The 17784-nt window shown below is 50.0% G+C and carries 18 protein-coding genes; all 18 read left to right on the top strand.

Annotated features, from left to right (window positions below; all coding sequences use genetic code 11):
* A partial coding sequence (locus tag LUCIF_RS14370; RefSeq protein ID WP_122628579.1) for an amino acid permease occupies window positions 1–1011 on the top strand: 1011 nt, incomplete at its 5' end.
* 157 nt (window positions 1012–1168) lie between these two features.
* Window positions 1169–2926 carry a sigma-54 interaction domain-containing protein gene (locus tag LUCIF_RS14365; protein WP_122628582.1) on the top strand — a complete coding sequence of 586 codons (1758 nt, stop codon included), beginning with the start codon at window positions 1169–1171 and terminating at the stop codon, window positions 2924–2926.
* A gap of 288 nt (window positions 2927–3214) precedes the next feature.
* Window positions 3215–4294, top strand: coding sequence for a Leu/Phe/Val dehydrogenase (locus LUCIF_RS14360; RefSeq protein WP_122628578.1), 1080 nt, complete (start codon window positions 3215–3217; stop codon window positions 4292–4294).
* Between the two features lie 365 nt (window positions 4295–4659).
* Window positions 4660–4863, top strand: coding sequence for a 4Fe-4S dicluster domain-containing protein (locus tag LUCIF_RS14355; RefSeq protein ID WP_122628577.1), 204 nt, complete (start codon window positions 4660–4662; stop codon window positions 4861–4863).
* A gap of 15 nt (window positions 4864–4878) precedes the next feature.
* On the top strand, window positions 4879–5955 hold the full coding sequence (locus tag LUCIF_RS14350; protein WP_122628576.1) for a 3-methyl-2-oxobutanoate dehydrogenase subunit VorB: 1077 nt from the start codon (window positions 4879–4881) through the stop codon (window positions 5953–5955).
* Complete coding sequence (locus LUCIF_RS14345; RefSeq protein ID WP_122628575.1) at window positions 5948–6700, top strand: thiamine pyrophosphate-dependent enzyme; 753 nt, start codon at window positions 5948–5950, stop codon at window positions 6698–6700. The genes LUCIF_RS14350 and LUCIF_RS14345 overlap by 8 nt, the downstream gene beginning before the upstream one ends.
* On the top strand, window positions 6697–7236 hold the full coding sequence (locus LUCIF_RS14340; RefSeq protein ID WP_122628574.1) for a 2-oxoacid:ferredoxin oxidoreductase subunit gamma family protein: 540 nt from the start codon (window positions 6697–6699) through the stop codon (window positions 7234–7236). Before LUCIF_RS14345 ends, LUCIF_RS14340 begins: the two co-directional genes overlap by 4 nt.
* A 41-nt stretch (window positions 7237–7277) precedes the next feature.
* Window positions 7278–8195 (top strand): bifunctional enoyl-CoA hydratase/phosphate acetyltransferase, encoded by a 918-nt coding sequence (locus LUCIF_RS14335; RefSeq protein WP_165866007.1) that lies wholly within the window; start codon window positions 7278–7280, stop codon window positions 8193–8195.
* A complete protein-coding gene (locus LUCIF_RS27325; RefSeq protein WP_122628572.1) occupies window positions 8196–8324 on the top strand; it encodes a 4Fe-4S binding protein in 129 nt (42 codons plus the stop codon).
* The gene (locus LUCIF_RS14325) at window positions 8278–8490 is read left to right on the top strand and encodes a 2-oxoacid:acceptor oxidoreductase family protein (RefSeq protein WP_122628570.1); all 213 of its coding nucleotides are present in this window, start codon (window positions 8278–8280) and stop codon (window positions 8488–8490) included. Before LUCIF_RS27325 ends, LUCIF_RS14325 begins: the two co-directional genes overlap by 47 nt.
* Before the next feature lie 311 nt (window positions 8491–8801).
* Window positions 8802–9767: a ferredoxin-like domain-containing protein gene (locus tag LUCIF_RS14320; RefSeq protein ID WP_122628569.1), complete on the top strand. Its 966-nt coding sequence runs from the start codon at window positions 8802–8804 to the stop codon at window positions 9765–9767.
* Between the two features lie 13 nt (window positions 9768–9780).
* Entirely contained in the window at window positions 9781–10452 is a 672-nt protein-coding gene (locus LUCIF_RS14315) for a hypothetical protein (protein WP_122628568.1), read from the top strand.
* Window positions 10453–10706: 254 nt separating this feature from the next.
* Window positions 10707–11741: a sugar-binding transcriptional regulator gene (locus LUCIF_RS14310; RefSeq protein WP_122628567.1), complete on the top strand. Its 1035-nt coding sequence runs from the start codon at window positions 10707–10709 to the stop codon at window positions 11739–11741.
* A gap of 19 nt (window positions 11742–11760) precedes the next feature.
* On the top strand, window positions 11761–12768 hold the full coding sequence (gap, locus tag LUCIF_RS14305; protein ID WP_122628566.1) for a type I glyceraldehyde-3-phosphate dehydrogenase: 1008 nt from the start codon (window positions 11761–11763) through the stop codon (window positions 12766–12768).
* A 66-nt stretch (window positions 12769–12834) separates the two neighbouring features.
* Window positions 12835–14016, top strand: coding sequence for a phosphoglycerate kinase (locus LUCIF_RS14300; RefSeq protein ID WP_122628565.1), 1182 nt, complete (start codon window positions 12835–12837; stop codon window positions 14014–14016).
* 20 nt (window positions 14017–14036) lie between these two features.
* Window positions 14037–14855: a triose-phosphate isomerase gene (tpiA, locus tag LUCIF_RS14295; RefSeq protein ID WP_442405257.1), complete on the top strand. Its 819-nt coding sequence runs from the start codon at window positions 14037–14039 to the stop codon at window positions 14853–14855.
* A gap of 17 nt (window positions 14856–14872) precedes the next feature.
* Window positions 14873–16417, top strand: a complete 1545-nt coding sequence (gpmI, locus tag LUCIF_RS14290; RefSeq protein WP_122628564.1) for a 2,3-bisphosphoglycerate-independent phosphoglycerate mutase — start codon at window positions 14873–14875, stop codon at window positions 16415–16417.
* 49 nt (window positions 16418–16466) lie between these two features.
* Window positions 16467–17753, top strand: a complete 1287-nt coding sequence (gene eno, locus LUCIF_RS14285; protein WP_122628563.1) for a phosphopyruvate hydratase — start codon at window positions 16467–16469, stop codon at window positions 17751–17753.
* Window positions 17754–17784 lie beyond the last annotated feature (31 nt).

Genomic DNA, 17784 nt, shown 5'->3' with positions numbered 1-17784 from the left:
CTGCTTAAGTCGGCGGGAATTATATTGCCCAAGGCTTGGACGGCAGTTCCGGCGGATGGGGGAATTATTAATTTACCCGCCATTTTGATAGTTTCTTTCCTGACTTTTTTACTTGTATTGGGAACGAAAGAGAGTGCAACGTTAAATAGAATTTTGGTATTCATCAAACTTGGTGCCGTAGCGGTATTCTTATTCTTGGCAACGCCTCATGTACATGCTCTGAACTGGCATCCGTTCCTCCCCTATGGCCTAAGCGGGGTGGCTACCGGTGCCGCCATCGTATTCTTTGCCTATATCGGGTTTGACGCCGTATCGACGGCGGCGGAAGAATGTAAAAATCCCAACAGGGACATTCCGATCGGCATCGTCGGGTCTCTGGTAGTCTGTACGGTGCTGTATATTGCCGTGGCAGCCGTTCTTACCGGCGTTGTTCCTTATACGTCTTTGAACAACAGTGAGCCTGTTGCTTTTGCTCTCCGGGCGATCGGCATGAATTTCGGTAGCGCATTGGTTGCGCTTGGCGCGATTTGCGGGATTACAACCGTTCTTCTGGTCATGATATACGGTCAGACTCGCGTGTTTTTGGCAATGTCTCGCGATGGGATGATCCCCCGGAAGCTGGTGAAGATTCATCCCCAATATGGTACGCCCCATGTAATCACTGTCATTACCGGAATTATTGTGTGCGTGCTGAGCGGACTACTGCCCATCAACATTATTGCGGAACTCTGCAACATGGGAACGTTATTCGCGTTTTGCGTAGTATCGATCGGGGTTTGGGTACTCAGAAAGACACAACCGAATGTTCATCGGCCTTTCCGTTGCCCGGCCTACAAGATTGTGCTACCGCTTGCTGTTCTTTTCTGCGGGTATCTGATTGCCAATCTGCCGATAGAAACGTTTATCTTCTTTGGAAGCTGGTTTGCCATCGGTATGGTGGTCTATTTCAGTTACAGCCGTCATAACAGCGAACTGGCGGTAAAACCTACAGAAATATCTCTCCGTCAATAGAATATATAAAATGAATAAATCTCCCTTCACACTGTGGGCGCGGCTAAATGGCCTGCGCCTCCTTTTTTTGAGGCTGTTAGCAGGATGCTGCATACCACCACGTAGAAATTAGCATGGAGGGAAGGCGCTGAATGTGCAGAGTATGGGGGAATTTGATATGGCGAAAGTACGCAGTCTAATCACGAAGACTGAGTGGAATATCAGCAGCCGAGAAATGCGGGATATTTTGAATTCGACGCACGACGCCATAGTGGCTGTAAATGAAAAGGGAGTGATCGTTCTCTTCAATACTGCGGCGGAGAGACTCTTGGGCGTATCATCGTGGCAGGCGTACGGTGAGTACGCACAGGATATTATTCCTGGTTCGCGCTTGCACTGCGTACTGGAGAGCGGGATGCCGGAACTTAATCAGCGGCAGGAAATTGGGGGTACCTGTATCATCACCAATCGCGTACCGGTTAAGGACGAAGACAACCGGACAGTCGGTGCGGTGGCAGTATTTCGGGATATGACCGAAATTAGTCACTTGGCGGAAGAAATTACCTGTATGAAAGAGGTGAAGGAATTACTGGAATCGATTATTAACACCACACAGGACGTAATTTCCGTCGTGGACGATAAAGGGAAAATTATTATGGTAAATCCGGCATATACGCGGCTGATTGGCATGCGTAAGGAAGAGGTGCTGGGCAGGCCGCCGACAGTAGACATTCGCCAGGGAGAAAGCGTTCATCTGGAAGTTATGAAGACCCTTGAGCCGGTTCGGGGGGTACCACTAAGAGTGGGACCGGCTAATCGTGAAGTAATCATTAATGCGGCACCGATAATCGTTAACGGCCGTTTGCGCGGCAGTGTGGCGGTAGCTCACGACATTTCGGAAATCAAGCATCTTACCGAAGAGCTTGCCCGGGTAAAATCTTTGATGAATCAGGGGCAGGCCCGCTATACCTTTGAAAATATTATAGCAAACAGCCCGCTCATGCAGGTGGTGGTGGAGAACGCCCGCCGCGCTGCTGTTACACCTGCTACGGTATTGTTGACCGGTGAGAGCGGAACAGGAAAAGAGCTACTCGCCCATGCTATACACAATATAAGCCAGCGAAAATCTAGGCGGCTTGTTCGGGTGAATTGTGCTGCCATACCGGAAACGTTGCTGGAAAGCGAGCTCTTTGGGTATGAAGCAGGGGCTTTTAGTGGAGCTCTTAAAGGCGGGAAAAAGGGTCTTTTTGAAGAAGCTAATGGTGGTACGCTGTTTCTTGACGAGATTGGTGAAATCCCTCCTCCTATCCAGGTGAAATTATTACGGGTGTTACAGGAAAGAGAAATTACGCGGGTCGGCGGGGTAAAACCTATAAATATAGACGTAAGGATTATCGCTGCCACCAATCAAAACTTAGAAGAATCTATAAAAAACGGAACGTTTCGCGAAGACCTCTATTATCGCATTAATGTTTTCCCGATTACAATCCCGCCGTTACGCCATCGCGTGGAGGAGTTACCGCAATTGGTGAGACATATGTTGACAAAATTAAACCGGGAATATGGCCGCAGCGTGCAGGGAATTACCAATGACGCAATTGCCATACTATCCGAATACCACTGGCCGGGCAACGTTAGAGAACTTGAGAATGTCCTCGGCCGCGCCCTTATTAATATGCGATTTAATGAAGATACAATAATGGCCAACCATTTGCCGCTTCTTAATGAAATGAGCAGGGCGAATAGTGGGCAGGAACCTTTGAAAAATGCCGCGTTGTCTCGCCGGACTTTAGTGGAAATAGTGGAGGACGCAGAGCGGAGAGCCGTGGCGCTTGCCCTTGCCGAGTATGACGGTAATAGAGCGGAGGCCGCGATGCATCTTAATATCTCTTTGCGCGGCCTGTATTATAAACTTGAGAAGTATGGCCTAAAATAAACAGAAGCATGATATAAACTGCAAAATAATTCACTGCAAAACTTTGCGATAGTGCAAAACTTTGCAGTGAATTATTTTTATGGGATCGGAAAGTATAACTTTTCGGGTTGTTTCTAAATAATACATTCTTCTTAAAAATACCGAAAAGTAAAATACTTTCCTTCCACTCAAAGACCCTTTGGGTCTTTCTTGTCTGATCGCATTTTAGGGAAATTCAAGTATGGCATATATATTGCATTTTGAAACAGTAGTAATCTGCGCAATATTTTAAACTAGGGAGGATATTTTATGGAAATCTTCAAGCACCTGGAAAGGTATGGTTACGAACAACTGGTTATTTGCCATGATCAGGCATCCGGATTGAAGGCCATCATATGCATCCATGATACCACACTCGGTCCGGCACTGGGCGGTACCCGCATGTGGAAATACGCGAGCGAAGACGAAGCTATTTGGGATGCTCTACGTCTTGCCAGGGGTATGAGCTACAAAAACGCTGCCGCCGGTCTTAACCTGGGCGGGGCAAAAGCAGTGATTATCGGGGACTCTAAAACGGACAAGAGTGAAGCCCTCTTCAGAGCCTTCGGCCGTTTTGTCCAAAGCTTGAATGGCCGGTACATCACTGCGGAAGACGTGGGAACTTGTATGGAAGACATGGACTATATTCGTATGGAGACCAATTATGTAGCAGGTCTCGGGTCGGTTGCCGGCTCCAGTGGTGATCCTTCTCCTATTACCGCCTACGGAACTTGGAAAGGCATTAAAGCATGTGCTAAGGAAGTGTGGGGAACCGACTCTCTCGAGGGGAAAAGCGTGGCGGTACAAGGGCTTGGCCATGTGGGCTACACTCTGTGCAAACATCTCCATGAGGAAGGTGCCAACCTCATTGTTACCGACATCAATGCAGAAAATGTCAGCCGCGTGGTTAAGGATTTCGGCGCCACTGCCGTGAAACTCAACGAAATCTACGGTGTGAACTGCGATATCTTCACACCCTGCGCCTTAGGTGCCATTATTAATGATGAAACAATTCCTCAGTTCAAGTGCCGCATCATCGCTGGTGCCGCGAATAACCAGCTAAAGGAGGAGCGCCATGGGGATATACTTACTAGCAAAGGCATTCTATATGCTCCTGATTTTATCATTAATGCCGGTGGTGTTATCAATGTGGCGGACGAATTGCAGGAAGGTGGGTACAATCGTAATCGGGCAATGCACAAAGTGGAGACCGTTTACGATAATATTGAAAAGGTGATCGCCATCTCTAAGCGGGACAACATTCCCACGTATAAGGCGGCGGATATTCTGGCCGAAGAGCGAATTGAAGTTATCCGAAAAGTCAAGAAAACTCTTCTGCCGTGCGGTTAGGTTTAGAACAATTTGGAGCGGGCTTTTCTGCGGGTATCTGATTGACAATTTGCCTAAAGAAACTACGAAAAGCCAAATACTAGGTTTTGGGCGCCAACTTGGCGCTCCTTTTATGGGAGCGGAAAGTATAACTTTTCGGGTTGTTTCTGAATAACGCGATCTTCTTTTAAAATACCGAAAAGTAAAATACTTTCCTTCCACTTAAAGACCCTTTGGGTCTTTCTTGTCTGGAGGATAATGCTGTAGTAATTTCTGCAGCATTACTCTACTTGATCTTTAGCATGACCACTATTTTATAACCCCATTTTCTGTAGTAACGGCGGCGAAAACCTCTTTTTGTCAATTTAAAAGAAGGAGGCATACAGATGCCAAAACCTGTGTTCAATCAGGAAAGATGTAAAGGTTGTGAACTGTGTACCTTAGTTTGTCCGAAAAAGATTGTTGTCATATCCAGCCGCATTAACAGTAAGGGATATCGGCCGGCAATGTGTACCGACGAATCCCTATGTATTGGTTGCATGTTGTGTGCGAGAGCATGCCCGGATGTGGTAATTGAAATTCATAAATAGACGGGAGGGACTATTATGGCCGAGAAGATTCTCATGAAAGGCAATGAAGCAATCGGTGAAGCGGCTATTGTCGCCGGATGCCAATATTATTTCGGATATCCGATTACGCCGCAGAGTGAACTGATCGAGTACATGGCCCGCCGCATGCCCCAGGTTAACGGAGTATTCCTGCAAGCTGAGAGTGAAGTTGCGGCCATCAACATGGTTTATGGCGCCGCCGGCGCCGGAGCCAGGGTCATGACCTCTTCATCCAGTCCGGGGATTAGTTTAAAACAGGAGGGTATTTCGTACATCGCCGGAGCTGAACTACCCTGCGTTATAGTAAATATTATGCGCGGCGGTCCCGGTCTGGGGAGTATCCAGCCTGGGCAGTGCGACTATTTCCAGGCTACCAAGGGCGGTGGTCACGGAGACTACCATAACATCGTCCTGGCACCGAATTCAGTGCAGGAAATGGTGGATATGACCATCAGGGCTTTTGATCTTGCCGATAAATACCGCAATCCGGTCATGCTGTTGGGTGACGGCGCCATTGGCCAGATGATGGAACCGGTGGAATTAGAACCCAGCAATATTTCTCCGGCGGCGAAACCTTGGGCTATAACCGGAATGAGGGGACGTAGCGAGCCCAACATTGTGAATTCGTTGTACCTGCAGCCTGACGCGCTGGAACGGCATAATATTCGCCTTCAAGCGAAGTATAAGATGATTAAAGAGAATGAAACGCTCTATGCAGCGACCAATACTGAAGACGCCGAACTGATTTTAGTTGCTTATGGTATTACTTCGCGCATTGCCCAAACGGTGATGGCGAGAGCACGGGCGGAAGGTATGAAGATTGGGCTGGTTCGGCCGGTCACTCTCTGGCCGTTCCCGGTCGAGCCCTTTGCCCGGCTTGCCCATGAGGCCAGTGGATTCTTAGTGCTGGAACTGAGTGCTGGACAAATGGTGGAAGACGTCCGGCTGGCGGTAAACGGCGTTAAGCCGGTTGAACATTATGGCCGCTTGGGTGGCATGATACCCAGTCCGAAGGAGATTCTGGCGGTAGTCAAAAAGATCATGGAAGGCAAGGGAGGAAAGGAAAATGGCTGATAAAATATTTGCCAGACCGCAGTCTCTACGAGATATGCCGTTTCACTATTGTCCCGGTTGCCATCACGGAATCATTCACCGTTTGGTGGCAGAGGTAATTGATGAACTTGGCGTCCGGGACAGGGCTGTTGGCGTTGTGCCGGTCGGATGTTCCGTTCTAGCCTATGAATATTTCAACTTTGATACCGTGCAGGCCGCCCATGGACGTGCTCCGGCCGCTGCCACCGGGGTCAAGCGCGTGCACCCTGATGCCGTTGTATTTACTTATCAGGGTGACGGTGATCTTGCCGCCATCGGTTGTGCAGAAATTGTGCATGCTGCGGCCCGGGGCGAAAAAATTACCACAATCTTTGTTAACAATGCGATATATGGCATGACAGGGGGGCAGATGGCGCCCACGACCCTTGTGGACCAGGTCACTACAACTTCACCTTATGGTCGCAAACAGGATTCGGCGGGATCACCGATCCGTGTTTCTGAAATGCTGGCAACCCTCGATGGCGCCAAATTTATCGCCCGGGTTGCGGTTAATAATCCGGCTAATATGGTCAAAGCTAAAGCAGCCGTCAAGAAGGCCTTTGAGTTACAGCTTGGCGGTGAGGGGTTCGGCATTGTGGAAGTGCTTTCTACCTGTCCTACCAATTTGGGAATGACCCCGGTTGAGGCAACTTCGTGGTTGGAGAAAAACATGGTTCCGCTATACCCGCTGGGGGTCGTAAAAACTGCTGAGGGGGTGGCAAAATGACCAATGAAATGATTATGGCCGGGTTTGGCGGTCAAGGTGTCATGCTTATCGGCCAACTTATGACTTACGCTGGTATGCTGGAAAAGAAACATGTTTCATGGATACCGTCCTACGGTCCGGAAATGCGAGGGGGGACCGCCAATTGTTCGGTGATTATTTCCGACGAGCCGGTAGGAGCACCGATAGTAACCGCGCCGACCACCGTGATGGCTATGAATCTGCCGTCGCTGGATAAGTTTGAACCAATGTTACGCCCCGGCGGAATTCTAATTATAAATAGTTCGTTGATTGAGCGCGGAGCCAAGCGATCCGACGTCAAGACGTACCAGATTCCTTCCAATGATATTGCCAATGAGCTGGGAAATCTCAAAGTGGCCAACATGGTCATATTGGGGGCATTGGTTGCTGCTACTGGGGCAGTGAGCCATGAATCAATTATGAAGGCTTTCGCGAAAATGTTTGCCAAGAAACCGGAATTACTGGCAATAAACAGGAAAGCCATCGAGCTTGGTGCCCGTCGCGTAAATCCCCAATAACCACACTAGTAAACTTAATGGTTAGGCAGGAGGAAGCTACTGTGTTTCGGAATTTGGCTGAAATTTTGACTAAGGCTCAAACATTAGGGAGAATTACCGTTAGTGTGGCGGTTGCCCAGGACCGGGATGTACTGGAAGCGTTAAAGGCTGCGCAGGACGTCGGTCTGGCCAGGGCAATTCTGGTTGGTGATGCTGCGGCAATTCGTCCAATTTTAGTTTCAGTGGGCTTGCCGGCAGATACGCCGATTGTCGATGAACCGGATATCCCTAAGGCGGCTTTGGCTGCTGTTTCCATAGTACGACAGGGAAAAGCCCAGGTAGTAATGAAAGGAAAAGTCAACAGCAGCGATTTTTTGCGGGCGGTGTTAAACCGTAAAGAGGGGCTGAGAACCGGCCGGTTACTTAGCCACCTGGCGGTCTATGAAATTCCGGGAGAAGAAAGGCTGTTATTTTTAACCGACGGCGGGATGAATATCGCTCCTTCTTTGCCGGAAAAGAAAGATATTCTGGTGAATGCCATGTTGGCTCTGAATAGCCTGGGCATAAAAATCCCTAATGTAGCCCTCTTGACCGCTAATGAACTGGTCAATCCTAAGATGCCGGCCACCATTGACGCCCAGGCGCTGGCGGATATGAGTGCGGCCGGCAAGTTGCCGCCCGGCATAGTCGAAGGACCCATTGCCATGGATGTGGCAGTCAATCCAGAGGCAGCAAAACATAAGGGGCTGACAAGTAAGGTATCCGGGCGAGTGGATCTCTTTCTTGCGCCGAATATTGAAACCGGGAATGCCCTTGGTAAAACGTTAATCCATTACGGCAAAGCCAAGATGGCCGGAATCGTGCTTGGCGCAACTCATCCGGTGATCATGACATCCCGGGCGGAAACAGCCGAAGGAAAACTAAACTCGATTGCTCTGGCCTGTCTGGTGGCAGCCGGCACGGGGAAAGGCGATGACTAAATGGCTAAAGTGGTAGTTTTGAACGAATATTGTAAAAGCTGCGGGCTGTGTATCAATATTTGTCCGCAGAGGGCTCTGACAATTGGCGATAAGGCTAATCAAAAAGGGTATTGCCATTCCGGCCGGTGATATCGCCAATGATCTCGGTAATCCAGCCATGGCCAATATGGTCTGTCTGGGCGCGCTTTTACCCAAACTGACAATGGTGAACATGACCAGCGTGGAAAAGGCGATGGATGCCTTGACCGGCAAGAAGAAGCCGGAGCTTTGGCGAATAGGGGTTGTCTCAAAATAGGTTTTTAAACCTGTTTGAGGCACCCCTTTTTGATATTTGGCTAATCAAAATATATCAAGTTTACTCTTCCAAGTACCACTCGTTTTACGGGTGGTCATGACTATGATATGGTAAAATAAGACAATTCGTCTACCTGAGTGAGCTGCAAGATGTATCGGTGAGAATCATTGCCGGGCGGATTTTCTGCGCCCCGCGCCTTGCGCCATGAGCCGAAAAAACGCACTAAGCGTTTTTTTCTATAAATGTGTTTTATATCACATTAGACGCTGCCGAAACAGGGTATGATATAAATAAGAAGGAGGGAGAACCATATGTTACCGAAAGGAGCCAATCTGCAAAAAATCCGGGACGGGAAAAAGACCTATGCTGTAACGCCCCATATACCCGGAGGATTTATAAAACCGGACATGATACGGAAATATGCCGATGTAGCGGAAAAATACGGTGGTATTCTCAAACTGACGTCGGCCCAGCGGATTATGATTACCGCTTTGAGAGCGGAAGATATTGACAAGGTTTGGGACGACCTGGGCATGCAGCCGGCGATCGGTTTTGCCAATTGCGTGCGGAGCATCAAGGTTTGTCCGGGAAATTCGTTTTGTAAACGGGGCAAACAGGACAGTGTCAAGTTGGGACTGGAACTGGATAAGCTGTATCATAAAAAGGAAATGCCTTCCCGGATGAAACTGGGGGTGGCGGGGTGCCCGAATTCTTGCTCGGAAGTCTATATTAAGGATATTGGGGTAATGGGCACCGATAAAGGCTGGGATGTATATGTAGGCGGCAGCGCCGGCTCGCATCCCCGTCTGGCCGACTTGTTAATGCAGGATGTAACCTATGAGGAAGTATTGCGTCTGGTGGACATTATCATTCGTTATTATCAAAAAAATGCCGATATTGAGCGTATGGGACAATTTATCGACCGGGTCGGCTTTAAAAAATTTAAAGCCGATGTATTGGCTGAATTCTATCAGAATGTAAGCGCACAAACGCCGCCTAAAATTGAGCAGTCGGCAGCGGGAGCAAAGATTGCCCCGGTTGCAGGCGGACTTACGGAAGGGTCCTTAGTGTTTGGCGATCCAATTACGGCAGATAGCGTAATCAGTGATATTATCCGTGTTTATCCGCAAACCGTCCCGGTGTTCCGTTCTCTTGGCATGGGATGTCTGGGTTGTCCGTCGGCTACCGGTGAAGCCGTGAAAAAGGCGGCGGAAATTCACGGTTTGAATTTGACGGAAGTATTGGCGGCATTAAATAAGGTGATTGCTGAAAAATAGAGGAGGCAGGAAAATGAGCGCATTTTTGGGACAAATCCATTACTGGCTGTATGGTAAAATCAGGCGGGTTATTGAACGGGAAGAATTAATCTGTGAAAAGGCGGCTGCCATGTGCAGGCCTACGGCGGAAGAATTGCGGGAACAGGTGTGGCAGACTTACGGCAGTCCGCTGCCGGATGCCGAACTGGCCGGATTGATCGACCATGATAATATTCACGGCTGGCTGCAGCGGCAGATTAATATTGCCGAAACGCGGGAAGCGGCGTTCATTAAAGAACTGCTGGATATGTGCGGCGAAGCGGCCCGGGAAAATGTCGGCCAGGCTTTTACCGAGCACGGGATATTATGCGGCCGTCACGCCAGAGAACAAAGCAGCGGTGAAATTGCCGGCGCCGATGCCATCTACAAGGTACTGAATGATTATTATTTGAACGGTATGCCCTGTGACCAGGCGGACATGGTGGTATCAAGCAATTCCGATTCCGTTGCCTGGGAAAATGAAAGCTGTTTGCAGGCGAAAAACTGGTCGCGGGCCAGAGTCGGTGAAACCGACATGAAAGAGTTCTATCAACGTTGGCTTGCAGGCTTCGTCCAAGGCGCAAATCCGGCTTATGAGTATAAACAGATTGCCGATACCGCGAAAGGGGACCGGGTAAACCGGTACGAGGTACGGAGACGGGGATGATTGGAATTTTGGTAATTGGGGATTGGAAATTGGACGGGCACGGAGTTCCAACCCCCAATACCCAACGTCCAACATCCAATATCCAAAATTTTATACAAACCTCTTGCATGTTTAGCCAAGATTCGGTATTATATTAGTAGAATATGTTGTTTCGCAGATGCATAAAATATAGTGAACTGTGAGACATTTTTTTATTCTTAGATTGGGACGCGATATGTTCCAGTGGGGGCATGTGATGTCCCAAAGGAGAGCCTGTGGAAAAAGTTGTTCAGCTGCATCATAAGATTGCACCGGAGTTAATTTCCGTAATTGAAGAGCGTTACAATATTCTCCGCCATATTCAATATGCGCAGCCACTGGGACGGCGGGCTTTGGCAGGCATGCTGGAGACCGGCGAACGGGTGGTCCGGACCCAGGTTGATTTTCTTAAAAGCGCAGGCTTGGTTGATTTCTCTCCCTTAGGTATGACTGTTACCCGGGAAGGGGAAGAAATCCTGGCCGATCTGGCGGAATACATACGGCTCTTGCGCGGTTTGACCAGCTTGGAAGAGGAAATCGCCCAGAAACTCAGTGTGAAGCAGGTAATTATCATTCCCGGCGACAGCGGCGTGGATGATACGGTTCAGAGAGAGATGGGCCGGGCCGCCGCAAGTTTGGTTTATAAACACTTGGGACAGAATATGACTATTGCTGTCAGTGGTGGTTCCACAACGGCCATGATGGCGGAAGCAATCAATTTTACGGAGCCGACGACAACCGTTGTGCCGGCCCGCGGCGGACTTGGCGAACGGGTGGAATACCAGGCCAATACGATCGCGGCGGTAATTGCCACCAAGCTGGGGGGACGGTACCGTTTGCTTCATGTTAAGGACGCGATCAGTGAAGAGGTGCTGGAATTTATTCTGGCCGGGGATGCGGCGATTTTAGAACTCTCCAATATTATCAAGCATGCCGACATTTTGGTGCATGGTATCGGCCAGGCGGCGAAAATGGCTGCCAGCCGCGGCTTAGACGAAAGCGTGGTGGCGGAAATTGCCGGCAAGGGGGCTGTGGGCGAAGCATTAGGACAATACTGCGACTTGCAGGGGAAAATTGTCTATTCAACCAGCAGCGTTGGCGTACGGCTGGATGGCCTGGAAGATATCGGTGTGGTCATTGCCGTGGCCGGAGGCAGGAAAAAGGCTGAAGCTCTTGTGGCAGTAGCGAATGCCGGTGGTCAGGATATTCTGATTACCGACGAAGCGGCTGCCCGGGAAGTTCAGACTATTATAAATATAAAACATAAATAAAAAGTAGGGGGTATTTTAAATGGCAACAAAAGTAGGTATTAATGGTTTTGGCCGGATTGGCCGTAATGTATTCCGGGCGGCTCTGAAGAATCCCGCCGTGGACATCGTCGCAGTAAACGACCTTACCGATGCGAAAACACTGGCTCATCTTCTGAAGTATGATTCGGTTCACGGTATTCTGGACGCCGATGTAAAAGCAGTAGACGGCAATATCGTCGTTAACGGCAAAACTATCAAAGTGTTGGCGGAAAAAGATCCCGCCAGCCTGCCCTGGAAAGCTCTGGGTGTAGAAGTTGTTGTTGAATCCACCGGCCGTTTCACGGAAGGTGCGAAAGCAGCCGCTCATTTGACGGCCGGCGCAAAAAAAGTCATTATTTCGGCTCCTGCCAAAGGCGAAGACATCACCATCGTTATGGGCGTTAACGAAGACAAATATGATGCTGCAAAACATAATGTTATTTCCAATGCATCCTGCACGACGAACTGTCTGGCTCCTTTCGCCAAAGTGCTGCATGAAACCTTCGGCATTAAAAAAGGTTTAATGACTACCGTTCACTCCTATACTAACGACCAGCAGATTCTTGACCTGCCCCATAAAGACCTGCGCCGGGCCCGTGCCGCCGGTATGTCGATTATTCCGACCACGACCGGTGCTGCGAAAGCCGTTGCGCTGGTTCTGCCGGAACTGAAAGGCAAACTGAACGGTTTTGCTATGCGGGTTCCTACCCCGAATGTTTCCGTAACCGACTTGGTTGCCGAACTGGAAAAACCGGCTACGGCGGAAGAAATCAATGCTGCCCTGAAAAAAGCGGCGGAAGGCCAGTTGAAGGGCATTATGGCTTATTGCGAAGAGCCGCTGGTTTCCAAAGACTTCAACGGCAACTCCCATTCCTCTATTGTTGATTCCCTTTCCACCATGGTTGTCGGCGATAACCTGGCGAAAGTCGTTTCCTGGTACGACAACGAATGGGGCTACTCCAACCGGGTTGTTGACCTTGTGTCTTACATCGCTAAAAAGGGACTGTAAAATATAACATAAATCCATTAACAACAAAGGGCCACTGGTGTGGCCCTTTTTGGGAGGTAAGATACTATGAAAAAAAACATCCGCGATATTGACGTGGCCGGTAAAAAGCTTTTTGTGCGCGTCGACTATAATGTGCCGATGGATAAAAACGGCAATATTACCGATGAAACCCGCATCCGGGCTACATTGCCCACTTTAAATTACCTCTTGGACAAGGGGGCAGCCCTCATTCTGGCCAGCCACCTGGGGCGGCCCAAAGGGGCACCGGTACCCGAGTTTTCCCTGGCGCCCGTAGCCAAACGCCTCTCGGAACTGCTCAACAAAGAAGTGACCCTGGCGCCGGACTGCATCGGTGAAACGGTGGAAGCCATGGCGAAAGCTTTGAAACCGGGACAGATTCTGTTGTTGGAAAACCTGCGTTATCATAAAGAAGAAGAAAAGAATGAGCCGGAGTTTTGCCGCAAGCTGGCTGGTCTGGCCGAATTGGCCGTCAATGACGCTTTTGGTGTTTCCCACCGCGCCCATGCTTCGGTGGAAGGAATTACGAAATTCATTCCCGCGGTTGCCGGTTTCCTTATGGAAAAGGAAATCGCTTTCCTGGGCCAGGCCGTAGCGAATCCGGTCCGTCCTTTTGTAGCCATTATCGGTGGGGCGAAAGTGTCCGATAAGATCGGCGTAATTGAAAATCTGCTGCAAAAAGTAGACAGTTTAATGATTGGCGGCGGCATGGCCAACACGTTTATTGCCGCCCAGGGATATGCCACCGGCAAGTCACTGGTGGAAGAAGACAAACTGGAACTGGCTAAAAGCCTGATTACCAAGGCACGGGAACAAGGCGTCAATCTCTTATTGCCGGTTGATGTGGTTATTGCCGACAAATTTGCTGCCGATGCGGCAACGAAAGTGGTTGGTATTGACGCCATTACCGACGGCTGGATGGCCCTGGATATCGGACCGGTGAGCCGGGACGCTTTTGCCAAAGCCTTAGCCAGTGCCAAAACGGTTGTTTGGAACGGGCCGATGGGCGTGTTTGAAATGGACGCTTTTGCCAAAGGAACCGAGGCCGTGGCCAAAGCTGTGGCTGCTTCCGGTGCGACCAGCATCGTTGGCGGCGGTGATTCGATTGCCGCTTTGGAAAAAACGGGACTGGCCGGCAAGATCAGCCATATTTCCACCGGCGGTGGCGCATCGCTGGAATACCTCGAAGGAAAAGTTCTGCCCGGTATCGCCGCACTGCAAGATAAATAACCGGGTATTTCCAGTAAAATTTGTCAAAAAAATTTCCGGCTGCGGGTATGAATCCCGCAGCCGGACAAAAAATAAAGGAAGTGGAACTTGTGCGTAAACCGATTATTGCCGGCAACTGGAAAATGCATAAAACCATTGCGGAAGCGGTAGCGTTAGTGGAAGATTTGTCTAAGCTTACCCAAGACGTTCAAAATACGGAGGTCGTAGTTTGTCCGACGTTCACGGCGCTGTATGCCGTGAAGGAAGCATTGAAAGGCTCTGTCATTCAACTGGGCGCTCAAGATATGTTCTGGGAAAAACAAGGTGCGTTTACCGGGGAAATTGCGCCGGCAATGCTTAAGGATGCCGGCTGCCGGTATGTCATTATCGGCCATTCCGAACGCCGCCAGTATTTTGGCGAGACCGACGCTACGGTTAATAAAAAGCTGAAAGCGGCTCTGGACAACGGTTTAACGCCGATCGTGTGTGTTGGTGAGATGCTGGCCGAGCGGGAAGCCGGTTCGACGGAAACCGTAGTCGGCACCCAGGTGAAAAACGGGTTGGCCGGTCTTACGCCGGAACAGGCGGCTTCTCTTGTAATTGCTTATGAACCGGTTTGGGCCATCGGTACGGGCAAGACGGCATCCTCCGACGATGCCAATGCCGTATGCGCGTTTATCCGCCGGACTTTGGCAGCAATGTTCGGCCAGTCCGTGGCCGATTCCATCCGGATTCAATACGGCGGCAGCGTAAAACCGGACAACGTTGCGGAATTGATGGCCAAGAGCGATATTGACGGAGCCTTGGTCGGCGGTGCCAGTCTGGATGCAGCCGGTTTCAGCAAAATTGTTAAATTCTAATTTATAGGAGATAGCAGATGAGCAAGTTAAAAACTCCGGTCGCGCTGATTGTCATGGATGGATGGGGCCTCGGTGCCGCCAACGGTCCGTATAATGCCGTTGCCCGGGCTGAGACACCGCACATGACGCTTTACACAGAAATGTACCCCTATACAACGCTGCAATGTTCCGGTGAGGCCGTTGGCCTGCCGGAGGGCCAAATGGGCAATTCGGAAGTGGGCCATCTTAATATCGGCGCCGGCCGGGTCGTTTATCAGGAACTGACCCGGATTACGAAAGCGATTCGGGAAGGGGATTTCTTCACCAATCCTATACTGTGCCAGACCATTGACCGGACGAAAGCGGACGGCGGAGCCCTGCACTTGATGGGCCTGTTGTCGGACGGTGGTGTACATAGCCATATTACCCACCTCTATGCGCTTTTGGAATTGGCGAAACGGCACGGCCTGACCAAGGTATATGTGCATGCGTACCTTGACGGGCGGGATGTGCCGCCCGCTAACGCTCAGGAGTATATTACGGCGCTGGAAGCCAAAATGACCGAATTGGGGATTGGCCGGATTGCCAGCATTGGTGGCCGCTATTATGCCATGGACCGTGACAAGCGCTGGGAGCGGGTGGAAAAAGCATATGCTGCTTTAGTCTACCGGGAAGGGGAACATGCCCCCACGGCCACGGCTGCCCTGGAGGCCGCTTACCAGAGAGGCGAAACGGATGAATTTGTTTTACCCACTGTAATTGATTCTTGTGGCAGTTGCAGCATCAAAGCAGGCGACGGAGTGATCTTCTTCAATTTCCGGCCCGACCGGGGCCGGGAATTGACGCGGGCCTTTGTCGATAAAGACTTTACCGGCTTTAACCGCCGGGATGGTTATTTTCCATTACACTTTGCGACTATGACGCAGTATGACGAGACCCTTGATGTGGAGGTAGCCTATAAGCCTCAGTATCTGAAAAACACCTTGGGCGAAATCATCAGTCAGGCAGGCCTGACCCAATTGCGCATTGCCGAAACGGAAAAATATGCTCACGTCACGTTCTTCTTTAACGGCGGGGAAGAAAAACCTTCGGCCGGCGAAGACCGCATCCTGATTCCTTCGCCTAAAGTTGCCACCTATGATTTGCAGCCGGAAATGAGCGCTGTGGAAGTTACCGACAGGGTTGTGGAAGTGATAAAATCAGGCAAATATGATTTTATTATTCTCAATTACGCCAACGGCGATATGGTAGGCCATACCGGCGTAATGGAAGCGGCGGTAAAGGCAGTGACTGTGGTGGACCAATGCGTGGGACGTTTTGTGGACGCCATGCGTTCTATGGGAGGCATTACCTGTATTACCGCCGATCATGGCAACGCGGAAGTGATGGTAGATCCGGAAACGGGGGAACCGTTTACGGCGCATACTACGAATCCGGTGCCGTTCGTACTGGTATCCGAAGCTCACCGCGGACAGAAATTGCGCAATGACGGCATTCTGGCCGACATCGCGCCGACTATGCTTAAATTAGCGGGACTTCCCGTGCCGGCGGAGATGACCGGTAAAACACTGATTCAAAAGTAAATAAATCGCCCGCGCCAGGCGCGGGACCCAATAACAAGGAGGACATATCATGACGACAATTACCGATATTTTTGCCCGTGAAATTATGGATTCCCGGGGTAACCCCACGGTAGAAGTAGATGTAGTGCTGGAAGACGGTACTCTGGGCCGCGCTGCTGTTCCCTCCGGTGCTTCGACCGGTATGTATGAAGCGGTGGAATTGCGGGACGGCGACAAAGGCCGTTATATGGGCAAGGGTGTTTTGAAAGCCGTTGAAAATGTAAACAATATCATCGCTCCTGAAATCGTGGGTATGGATGCTCTCGACCAAGTGGGTGTCGACCAGGCCATGATTGAACTGGACGGTACTCCTAACAAGGCCAAACTGGGAGCCAATGCCATTCTGGGCGTGTCCATGGCTGTTGCCAAAGCAGCCGCCAACGCTCTTGGATTATCCCTGTATCAGTATTTGGGCGGCTTCAATGCCAAACAACTGCCGATTCCCATGATGAACATCCTGAATGGCGGTAAACATGCCGATAATAACGTTGACATTCAGGAATTCATGGTTATGCCCGTTGGCGCTAAATCCTTTGCCGAAGCTCTGAGAATGTGTGCGGAAGTTTATCACAATCTCAAAAGTGTATTGAAAGGCATGGGCTTGAATACCGCCATTGGCGACGAAGGCGGTTTTGCGCCGAATCTGAAATCCAATGAACAAGCTATTGAAGTGATTATCGAAGCCATTAAGAAAGCCGGATATAAACCGGGTGAAGAAATATTCATCGCCTTAGATCCTGCTTCCTCCGAGTTCTTTGAGAATGGTAAATACAATCTGGCGGGAGAAGGCGTTGTCAAGACTCCGGCGGAAATGGTTGAATTCTATGCCAACTTAGTGGAAAAATATCCGATTATTTCCATTGAAGACGGAATGGCGGAAGATGACTGGGAAGGCTGGAAGCTTCTGACCGACCGTATCGGCAATAAGGTTCAGATCGTCGGCGACGATTTGTTTGTGACCAATACCCAGCGCCTGAGCAGAGGAATTAAGTCCGCTACCGCCAACTCCATCCTGATCAAAGTTAACCAAATCGGTTCTCTAACCGAAACTTTTGATACTATTGAAATGGCCAAGCGGGCCGGCTATACCTGCGTTATTTCCCACCGTTCCGGTGAAACCGAGGATGCTACCATTGCCGATATTGCCGTTGCCGTGAATGCCGGCCAAATCAAAACCGGTGCTCCTACCCGTACCGACAGGGTGGCAAAATACAACCAATTGCTTCGCATTGAGGAAGAATTGTCCAATCTGGCTCAGTTCAAAGGCCGCGAAGTATTTTATAACCTGAAGAAATAAATAAAGCATAAAATAAAAAGTAGGCAAAACC

Origin of the sequence: Allolucifera butyrica (assembly GCF_900476375.1) — a bacterium.
Classification (GTDB): domain Bacteria; phylum Bacillota; class Negativicutes; order Sporomusales; family UPPP01; genus Lucifera; species Lucifera butyrica.
Note: the sequence above shows the minus strand (reverse complement) of the source record. Positions and strands in the feature narration are given on the sequence as shown.